The sequence below is a fragment of the Psychrobacter piscatorii genome (assembly GCF_001444505.1).
Taxonomy (GTDB): domain Bacteria; phylum Pseudomonadota; class Gammaproteobacteria; order Pseudomonadales; family Moraxellaceae; genus Psychrobacter; species Psychrobacter piscatorii_B.
The window spans coordinates 21886-32118 of sequence record NZ_LNDJ01000067.1; the positions used below are offsets into that span (position 1 = coordinate 21886).

General features: G+C 45.5%; 8 protein-coding genes. 5 read left to right on the forward strand and 3 right to left on the reverse strand.

Features of this window, described 5'->3' with window-relative positions; all coding sequences use genetic code 11:
• The first annotated feature begins 57 nt into the window (after positions 1-57).
• On the forward strand, positions 58-870 hold the full coding sequence (locus AS194_RS06985; RefSeq protein ID WP_058024792.1) for an SPOR domain-containing protein: 813 nt from the start codon (positions 58-60) through the stop codon (positions 868-870).
• 127 nt (positions 871-997) lie between these two features.
• On the forward strand, positions 998-2092 hold the full coding sequence (locus AS194_RS06990; protein ID WP_058024793.1) for a PTS transporter subunit IIC: 1095 nt from the start codon (positions 998-1000) through the stop codon (positions 2090-2092).
• 93 nt (positions 2093-2185) lie between these two features.
• On the opposite strand, the gene AS194_RS06995 is transcribed toward AS194_RS06990, so the two are convergent.
• The 3 genes from AS194_RS06995 to clpP form a co-directional block, all read right to left on the reverse strand.
• The gene (locus tag AS194_RS06995; protein ID WP_083499628.1) at positions 2186-3214 is read right to left on the reverse strand and encodes an SDR family NAD(P)-dependent oxidoreductase; all 1029 of its coding nucleotides are present in this window, start codon (positions 3212-3214) and stop codon (positions 2186-2188) included.
• 298 nt (positions 3215-3512) lie between these two features.
• Positions 3513-4787 (reverse strand): ATP-dependent protease ATP-binding subunit ClpX, encoded by a 1275-nt coding sequence (gene clpX / locus AS194_RS07000; RefSeq protein WP_058024794.1) that lies wholly within the window; start codon positions 4785-4787, stop codon positions 3513-3515.
• 194 nt (positions 4788-4981) lie between these two features.
• Positions 4982-5608, reverse strand: coding sequence for an ATP-dependent Clp endopeptidase proteolytic subunit ClpP (gene clpP, locus AS194_RS07005; RefSeq protein WP_218609020.1), 627 nt, complete (start codon positions 5606-5608; stop codon positions 4982-4984).
• An 848-nt stretch (positions 5609-6456) separates the two neighbouring features.
• On the opposite strand from clpP, the gene AS194_RS07010 reads away from it, so the two are divergent.
• From AS194_RS07010 to ureC, 3 genes are all read left to right on the forward strand, one after another.
• Positions 6457-7479 carry an urease accessory protein UreD gene (locus tag AS194_RS07010; protein ID WP_058024796.1) on the forward strand — a complete coding sequence of 341 codons (1023 nt, stop codon included), beginning with the start codon at positions 6457-6459 and terminating at the stop codon, positions 7477-7479.
• Positions 7480-7557: 78 nt separating this feature from the next.
• Positions 7558-7860, forward strand: coding sequence for an urease subunit gamma (gene ureA, locus AS194_RS07015; RefSeq protein WP_057761815.1), 303 nt, complete (start codon positions 7558-7560; stop codon positions 7858-7860).
• A 44-nt stretch (positions 7861-7904) separates the two neighbouring features.
• Positions 7905-10079, forward strand: a complete 2175-nt coding sequence (ureC, locus tag AS194_RS07020; RefSeq protein WP_083499629.1) for an urease subunit alpha — start codon at positions 7905-7907, stop codon at positions 10077-10079.
• Positions 10080-10233 lie beyond the last annotated feature (154 nt).

A 10233-nucleotide genomic window follows, 5' to 3' on the forward strand; every position in this document is an offset into this window, starting at 1 on the left:
CAGCCAATAGCATTAATTCGATGATGACCGTTAAATTCAGTAGGGAGAACGAGATCCATGCTAGCCAAAAAACCGAAAGGCGCAACAGAAAAGCGCAAATCAAGTAGCGTATCGGGCTTATTGTGGATGTTTGTTGGGGCAGTATTGACCCTTATGATCGGGGTATTTATCTACCTTTCACCATTATTCAACTTTAGTCCCGCTGATGGTAGCGCCGAGAACGATCCTGACAGGCAGGTGCAGCCGCGCGTAGATACTGATACCGATAATGGCGATTATGAATTCTACGATATTTTGCCCAATCAAGAGATGGCAACCATTCCTGATGAAGATATCGCTGAGATTGATAACGATCAGATAGGAGATATTGGCGCGTTTGAGCCGGATGTCGTCGTGACCCAGCCGGATAGTACGGCAGCTAATGGTATAGATAATGCTGGTAGCTTTGGTAATGCGGAAAGTCCTGCAGGCGAGACCAGTGGCGGTAGTAATACTGCTGTGGGCGATGATATTGTTGTTGTTGAAGAGGACGCAACTTATGATGGCACGCCACCTGCTAACACTAGTAACTCTGCGACCCGTAACAACAATGCAGGAGCAGGTACAGCAAGTATTCAAGCTGCCAAACCTGCTGCGACCTATATTTTGCAGATCAATAGCTTTAGTGATGCAGATGAAGCAGATCGTCGCCGCGCCCAAGTATTGATGGCAGGCGTGGATGCCAGAGTGGTCAAAAATACGACAGGTAATGGCTTACCTATCTATCAGGTAATCTCGCGTCCGTTAAATAACCGTCAGGCAGTGACAACGGCACAGCAGCGCCTACAAAATAACGGTATTGACTCTATTATCGTTGAACAGCGTCGCTAAGTTAAGTTGTTTACAGTAATTGTATTTATAAAAAAAGCGTCGTCATGACGCTTTTTTTATCTCTTTAATTTATTAAGCACTCTATTATCTTTTCTCCTTAATCAAAATATTCATAAAGAGTATGGTTATGACAGCATCTCCCTCAGTAACACCGCAAGCAGGCGTTATCAAAGCATTTTTTCAAAAATACTTTATCGATGCCTTTACGGGCATGGCGTTAGGGCTATTTGTCACCTTGATTGCAGGTCTGATTATCTCGCAAATCGGTGGCTGGTTAGATTTGCCAGCATTGGTTGCGGTCGGGAAACTTGCTTCAATATTAATGGGTGCTGGTATTGGAGTAGGTATTGCTTATTATCTCAAAGCGCCAACACTCGTGATGCTTAGCTGCCTTGTAGCAGGTATGTTGGGTGCGCATTCTGAAGCACTAATGGCAGGAACGCTATTCATACCGCAAGAGAGTGGCCCTGCGACCTTTGTAGCACTGCCAGGCAACCCAATCGGGGCTTATCTGACGTCTGTATTCGCTTATCGTGCTGGTACGTGGATCGCGGGCAAGACCAAGCTCGATATTTTATTAGTGCCCTTAGCAGTGTGTGGTATCGCGCTATTGGTCTGTGCGCTGCTCAATCCGCCTGTTGTTGCGGCAGTTAATGCGATTGGGCAAGGGATTCACGCGGCAACTGAGCTACAGCCATTGCTGATGGGTATCGTGATTGCAGTCGTCGTTGGTATCTTATTGACGCTACCAACGTCGAGCGCTGCCATTTGTATTGCGATTGGCCTTGGTGGTTTGGCGGGCGGTGCCGCAGTTGTTGGCTGTGCCGCGCATATGATTGGTTTTGCCGTGGCTAGTTTTAAGGATAATGGATTCAGTGGCGTGATATCTCAAGGATTGGGAACCAGCATGCTGCAAATCCCTAATGTGCTAAAAAAGCCATTAATTCTACTACCGGCCATTATTGCGAGCGCGATCGTTGGCCCTATCGCGACTGTCGGATTTGGCTTGGCGTGTACAGCGACAGGTGCTGGTATGGGTACGGCAGGTTTGGTGGGCGTGTTTGGCGTTATTGAAGCATCACAAGAAATCATGAGTACGACCCAATTATGGACAGCGATTATCCTTCTGATGTTTGTATTGCCTGCAGTGATTGCAGGTTTAGTCGCTTATGTTATGCGCCGTATGGGCTGGCTAGTGGCTGGTGATATGAAGCTGCCCTAAAAACGGTTAAAAATTTGTATTCGTGACCATACAACAAAAAAGCCCTGCTGTTAAAAAACAGTAGGGCTTTTTTATTTAAGGAGCGTCAGTTAGTTATGGTGCGGTACTTGTTTTATCACTACGCTTGTTATTGCGTCTTGGTTTTAGTTTACGCGATAACTGAGTGATGTCGTTTATCACCTGACTATAATGTGATGGGAATACCCGCTGAATGGCATCAACCATTTTGGCATCATTACCAATTAAGCAACGCTGCTGATTGGTCGCAGTGGCATGTAAAATAATCCAAGCTGCTTCGCTGGCATCAAATTTCAACAGTTTATTGAAGCTTCTAATGGCTTTATCACCAGTAGGCATACCGACCGTACTGGTACTGTCATTGCCACGTGCGCTATTGGCAATATTGGTTTTGATACCGCCTGGATGGATACAGGTCGCTGATACACCGCATTTCTGAATGTTAAGCTCTTGACGCAGGCTTTCTGTAAAGCCGCGTACCGCAAATTTACTGGCATTATAAGCAGAATATGAAGGCTGAGCGGTCAAACCAAACAGGCTGGAAATATTGATAACATGACCATGTTCTTTAAACTGGCGGGGTTGATCGTCCTGATTATCACTCGTCACCTCGCTTTGTTTGACACTGTTTTTGATCAATGGCAAAAACGCTTTGGTGCCATAAACCACGCCCCAAAAATTGATATCCATTACCCACTCAAGCTCTTCAATACTAGCGCCCTCTATCGTCGAAGAGAAGGCCACGCCTGCATTGTTAAAGATGAAATTGACTTTGCCATGGTCGCGCATCACACTATCCGCCCACGCTTGCATAGCGTCATTGTCTGAGACATCAAGTACAGTCATGGTGACCTTAACATCATAACCAACCAGCATCTCTTTGGTTCGTGCCAGTTGTTCTACATTGATGTCTGATAGCGCCACATGACAGCCCATTTTTGCCAAGTGAAGCGCAAGCTCGCGTCCCATCCCAGAACCTGCGCCAGTAATGGCGGCGACATGATTTTGGTAATAAGGTGCAATATCATTATCTTGTTCGCTGGGTGTATAAAAGGGCAGGTGCTGGCGTAATGAGGACGCCATCGTGGTTATATTGTTAAGCATAATAAACAGTCCTTTGTATTATTCATGATGGGTATACATCGTTGCTATTTACATTAGCATGATTAATCATGAGGCTTACATGCGATTGATAAACGCTGCTGTCATTTTGTGATGAGGAGCGTCAATTATCTCTAAAGCACTATGCTGTTAAGTGTTCTTAGAATATAAAGGTTAGTCAAATTTTTGATAAATAATTTAGGCAATCGATAGACATAAAAAAAGCGCCGTGGCTTATAAGGCCAGACGCTTTTTTGAATACCTCATTACTAATAATGAGCCATCTAAGTCTCATTATGCATTAAGCAATTTTAGGTATTTTACCTTCATTGATGACTTCTGCATCAACCATCACGGTCTTGGCATTTTCCATAGAAGGTAGCTCATACATGGTCTCAAGCAGGGCGTTTTCTACGATAGAACGTAGACCGCGCGCGCCAGTTTTACGCTCCATAGCTTTTTTGGCGATGGCATCAAGTGCTTCATCTGTAAAGCTAATCTCAGCACCTTCCATATCGAACAAATACTTGTACTGTTTGACCAGTGCGTTCTTAGGTTCGGTAAGGATTTGGACTAAGGCTTCTTCATCAAGCTCTTTTAGCGCTGCAAGCACAGGCAGACGACCGATGAGCTCAGGAATTAAACCAAACTTGATCAAATCTTCTGGCTCAACTTCTTGTAGCAAGTCTGAGCTACGACGGCTGTCGTCTTTTGAGCTGACATCCGCGTTAAAGCCGATACCGCCTTTTTCGGTACGTTGCTGAATGACTTTATCAAGTCCTGCAAACGCGCCGCCCACGATGATCAGAATGTTACTGGTATCGACTTGGATCAGCTCTTGCTGAGGGTGCTTACGACCACCGTGCGGTGGAATCGCAGCAACGGTGCCTTCGATCAGCTTGAGTAGCGCTTGCTGCACGCCTTCGCCCGATACATCACGGGTAATCGATGGGTTATCACCTTTTTTGCTAATTTTGTCGATTTCATCAATATAAATGATGCCTTGTTCCGCTTTGGCCACATCATAATCAGACGCTTGTAGTAGCTTTTGTACGATGTTCTCAACGTCTTCACCGACATACCCTGCTTCGGTCAAGGTGGTGGCATCGGCCATTGCAAACGGCACATCAAGCAAACGAGCCAAAGTTTGTGCTAGCAATGTCTTACCAGAACCCGTTGGACCGATTAGCAAAATATTACTTTTTGCCAATTCTACCATCGCATCATCAGCGCCGATTTTGGCTTTTTTGCTGTCATTGGCGAGTGTTTGGCTAACTTTTAGACGTTTGTAATGATTGTAGACAGCGACAGACAATGCTTTTTTGGCAGCATCCTGACCGATGACATATTCGTCAAGCTTGGCACGTAGTTCTTTTGGGGTAGGGAGTTTTTTATTGACCCAAGAGGTATCTATTTCGCTGTCGTCATCACTGTATTCCGCGCTATCTGCGATTAGATCAGTACATAACTCGATACATTCATTACAGATATTGGCATCGTCAGCGGCAATCAGCTGCTGGACATCGCTTTTGGCTTTACCGCAAAACGAGCAATGCGGGGTATTATCTTCTGCCATAAAAGGCGCTCCTAAAGTTTAAAACTGGTTAGTCTATTTGCCACATATCAATCATTTTATCGGTTGAATGCTTATCCCTTTCAGTATTTGATAAGTCAGCTACGATAAGTAGAGTGCTTTGCTGTACTGCAAATAGACTATAACTATTCTTATGATGGCACTCTCAATTGAGAGGCATAGCGCTTATGCTTTGATTATAAAGAATCAGGGCGGCGCTCTAATACTTCGTCAACCAAACCGTATTCTTTGGCTTCCTCAGCATCTAACCAAAAATCGCGCTCGACGTCTTTTTCGATTTTTTCGAGTGGCTGACCAGTACGCTCAGATAGGATCTGGTTCAAGCGTGCACGAGTTTTAAGGATTTCACGAGCATTGATCTCGATATCAGTCGCTTGACCTTGCGCGCCGCCTGATGGCTGGTGAATCATCACGCGAGCATTGGCAAGTGAGTAGCGCTTGCCTTTTTGACCCGCGGCCAACAAGAATGAGCCCATGCTATAAGCACCGCCCATACAGATGGTGGATACTTCAGGTTTGATAAAGTTCATGGTATCAAAGATTGCCAAGCCTGCACTTACTGAACCGCCTGGTGAATTGATATACAAATGAATGTCTTTGTCAGGGTTTTCAGCTTCTAGAAATAGTAGCTGTGCAACGATAAGGTTAGCCATATGGTCTTCGACTTGACCTGTCAAAAAGATAACGCGCTCACGCAATAGGCGTGAAAAAATATCAAACGAGCGTTCACCGCGTGAAGACTGCTCAACCACCATTGGTACTAGCGCCGCTTGGGTGGTTTGTACTTCTTTGTGAGCGCTCATTAGCATATCAAAATGTGGGTTAGCAGTGATGCGTTCATAATCTGTCATAGAAAAGTCCTATCGATAAAGGGATAAAATAAAAAACACTTAAAATGGTTTTATTGTCTGGTATGTTTTGTGCTAATGGGTAGTTTATAGGGGGACTACGTCCACTATTCAAGCCTATAAAACCCGTTTGTACATAAAATAGATGAAAAAATGTGCTTCCTCTGTTTTTGTATTTTTTGCATGAATTGAGACGATATTAAAAAGCCGACAGTGAAAAAAGCAAGTGTCTGCTCAAGTACAGTCCGATCAGATGAATACCATAAAGGCGTTGTCTCACACAGATATCATAAAACACAGAGATCGCAAATCGTGCTCTACCTTAGTTTTTAACATAGAATACCTGATTAACCGCCTTGCAATCTACCTATCTTGCGACTCAATTGTGCAAATGTGGGTTGTCAAAAGAATCCTTAAGCGCATTCATTCATAGTTATTCTTATAAGTAGAAAGGGCAGCCTGACATAGTGTGTTAATAGTCCAAGTTTGAATGCTAAAAAATGGTGCATATTAACGAAAAACGCCACAATTTGGTGCAAATCGATATTTATCTAATGGTTATCAGCGGTAAAAGGCTGATTAAAAAATAGCTAAACCAGCTTTATCGTGTTAGTAAGAAAAAATATACAGTCAAAACCAAAGTAAAATCATTATGTTGGGTGTAATAGTGGAGTGTATGTAAGAGTGTTTGCATATGAGTTGGCATAATGCTTGTATAGACAGTGAAATTAACTGACTTTTTGGTCAGGAACCAGATTACTAGATTGTATTTAATGAGTAAAATGAGCAAATGAGTATATAAAATGAGTTGGGCTTCTTCTTTAACATTGAGTTTTGACACTGTTAAGCGCAAAGATACTGCCAAAATTGCGGCTGCTACCGCTAAGACGCGTCTGTATCATCGCAAGCATACAGGCGCTTTGATGGTACAGCGAGCTCTATATCCTGAGCCACGTGTGCAGCAAGGCATTTGCCATATATTGATGTTATATCCGCCAGCAGGTATCGCAGGCGGTGATACGCTGACGATAGAGTTGCATTTAGACAATGGCAGCCATGCTGTTATCACCACACCAGGGGCGGGCAAGTGGTATGGTAATGACGGTGTCAGCCAAACACATAAAGCTCGGTCGGACGACAACGACACGCACCAAAGTATGAGCCAAGACAAGATAGCTGCCTATGCAAGCCAACATCTGCAAGCCAAACTCGCCGCACATGTTCGCTTAGAATGGCTACCACAAGAGAGTATTATTTATAACGAAGCCAATATGCATGCAGTGAGCCGTTTTGATTTAGCTGACTCATCTAGCTTGCTGACTTGGGAGATTAGCGTATTTGGGCGGCAAGCATATGATGAACAGTTCTTGCAAGGGCGCTACCATACTGGATTAAATATCTACCGAGAAGGTAAGGTTATCGTTACTGATCGGGTCAAACAGGCTGCCCAAAGTCGCTGGTTCTCATCAAACTTGGGACTAGCAGATCAGCATATTTATGGATCGTTTTGGGCAGTGCCAAGTTTGAGCGATGTACATGACAACGCTGCACTGTCTGCCTCTCCCGCACAATCAGACGAGACAGCCTTAGTAACGATGAAGCAATCATTAACCCGCTATCTAGACAATACCGTAGCAGCATTGCGCCAAGTCATTATTCAAGCACAATTGCCTGTTTACTGCACGCATAATTGCCAAGCGATCAATATCCGCTATATTGGCTCAGATGTACGCGGTTGTTTTGAGGCGTTTTATCATCTAAGAGAAGTCTTGCGAGATCATTGGTGGCAACTTGAGCCCTGTCGTCCGCGTATTTGGGACACCTAGGTTACGATTTTTGATAACTAAGCGATACAACCTGCTGGTCTGCAATCAGTTTCATAATAAATAAAATAAGGATTTTCCATGCATCTGACGCCAACAGAAAAAGACAAGCTCATGCTATTTACCGCTGGCATGGTGGCTGAGCGCCGCAAAAACCGCGGCGTTAAGCTCAATTACCCCGAAGCCATCGCTTATATCAGTATGCTGCTGATGGAAGGGGCTAGAGATGGCAAAAGAGTGGCTGAATTAATGAGTGAAGGGGCTACTTACCTGTCTGCCGATGATGTCATGGAAGGGGTGGCAGAGATGGTCGATGAAGTGCAAATCGAGGCGACCTTCCCTGATGGGACCAAATTGGTCACGGTACACAATCCCATCGTATAGTTCTGTCTATCACTAAATGATCACTCCAAAATAAGGCGGCTCCCATGCAAGCAGGCGAATATAACATCCAAGATGGTGACATTATCCTAAACCAAGGGCGACAAGTACAGACCATCAGTGTGAGTAATACTGGCGACAGACCGATCCAAATCGGCTCGCACTATCACTTCTACGAAGTCAATGATGCGCTGAGCTTTGATAGAGAGCAAACCCGTGGGTATCGCCTAAATATCATCTCTGGAACGGCAGTCCGTTTTGAGCCGGGGCAATCGCGAGAAGTGGAGCTGGTGGCTTATGCGGGTAAGCAGGAAGTATATGGCTTTGCAGGTCGCGTTATGGGCACGGTTCAACCAGATAAGACCGATGAAAAGCAACTGGCTACTTCGCAAAAGCGGGTGAGTCGGCAGATTTATGCAGAGCATTTTGGTCCGACAACAGGGGATAAAGTGCGTCTTGCCGACACTGAGCTTTGGCTACAGGTTGAGGCTGATTTGACCAGCCATAAAGATACTGCTGTTGACCAAGCGAATACGTCACAAAGTGATGAAGGTACTAGCCGTACTACCGAGATTAAGGGTGAGGAAGTTAAGTTTGGCGGCGGCAAAGTTATCCGTGATGGTATGGGTCAAGGGCAACTGCTGGGCGCGGAAGTTGCAGATACCGTGATTACCAATGCGCTGGTTGTAGATTATACGGGTATCTACAAAGCCGATATCGGTATCAAAAATGGCCGTATCAGCGCGATCGGTAAAGCGGGCAATCCTGATATCCAGCCTGCCATCGATATTCCGATTGGCGGCGCGACCGAAATCATCGCTGGTGAAGGCAAAATCCTCACCGCAGGCGGCGTCGATAGTCATATTCACTTTATCGCGCCTCAGCAGTGTGAGACGGCACTGATGTCGGGGGTGACCACGATGCTAGGCGGTGGCACAGGCCCTGCCCAAGGTACGCTCGCGACTACTTGTACGCCGGGGGCATATCATATTGCCTCAATGCTACAATCTACCGATAGTATCCCCATGAATATTGGGCTATTGGGTAAAGGCAATGTGAGTGTGCCCACTCCAATTGCTGAGCAAATCGAAGCGGGTGCCGTGGGTCTAAAGCTACATGAAGATTGGGGTACGACGCCGCAAGCTATTGATAATTGTCTGAGCGTTGCTGACGATTATGATGTGCAAGTTGCGATTCATACTGACACGTTAAATGAAAGTGGCTATCTTGAGAGTACACTAGGCGCATTTAAAAACCGCTGTATTCATACCTTTCATACTGAAGGGGCAGGTGGTGGCCATGCGCCTGATATTCTAAAGGCCATTGGCGAGTCGCATGTGCTGCCATCTTCCACCAATCCTACTAGGCCTTATACCGTCAATACTATTGACGAGCATCTCGATATGCTCATGGTTTGTCATCATCTAAGTCCAGCTATCGCAGAGGACGTAGCATTTGCCGAAAGCCGTATTCGTCAAGAAACCATCGCGGCTGAAGACATATTGCACGATTTGGGTGCTATCTCGATGATGAGTAGCGATTCACAAGCGATGGGGCGCGTGGGTGAAGTGGTCATTCGCACATGGCAGACGGCGCACAAAATGAAAGTTCAGCGTGGTCATCTGGCTCCAGATGCGACAGCACAAACAGAGCATCAAGCGCAGCATATTACTCTGACCGACTACGATCAAAGCGCGGACAATGATAACTTTCGCATCAAACGCTATATCGCAAAATATACGATAAATCCTGCGATTACGCATGGTATTAGCGATATGGTCGGCTCCATTGAAGTGGGTAAATGGGCGGATATGGTGCTGTGGTCGCCCAAGTTTTTTGGGGTAAAACCTGAATGCATCATCAAAGGCGGCTTGATCGCTGCGGTACCGATGGGCGATATCAACGCCTCTATTCCCACCCCTCAGCCTGTGCATTATCGTCCTATGTTTGCGTCGTATCCAAAGTCAGTCGCCCAAACCAGTATCACCTTTATGTCGCAAGCCGCGATAGACAAACAAGTCGATAAGCAGCTTGGACTGACAAAAGTGATTCGGCCTGTCCACGGGATACGTGAGATTCGCAAAAGCGATATGCGCCTCAACAGCTACTGCCCAGATATGGACATCAATCCTGAGACCTACGAAGTACGTGCCGATGGCAAAACGCTTACCTGTGAGCCTGCTGAGGTACTGCCCATGGCACAGCGTTATTTTTTATTCTGATTTTTATTTTAAGATTTAAAGGCACATGACCAAAGGCTGTCTTAAAAAGCGTGACACAGGCTTATAGATAGCTGGTTTTGGCGTGATCTTCTCATTGATTGCTGACTGCCATTTTAGGCACTTTTATTATAGTCAATCCCACTTAAAAATGTTA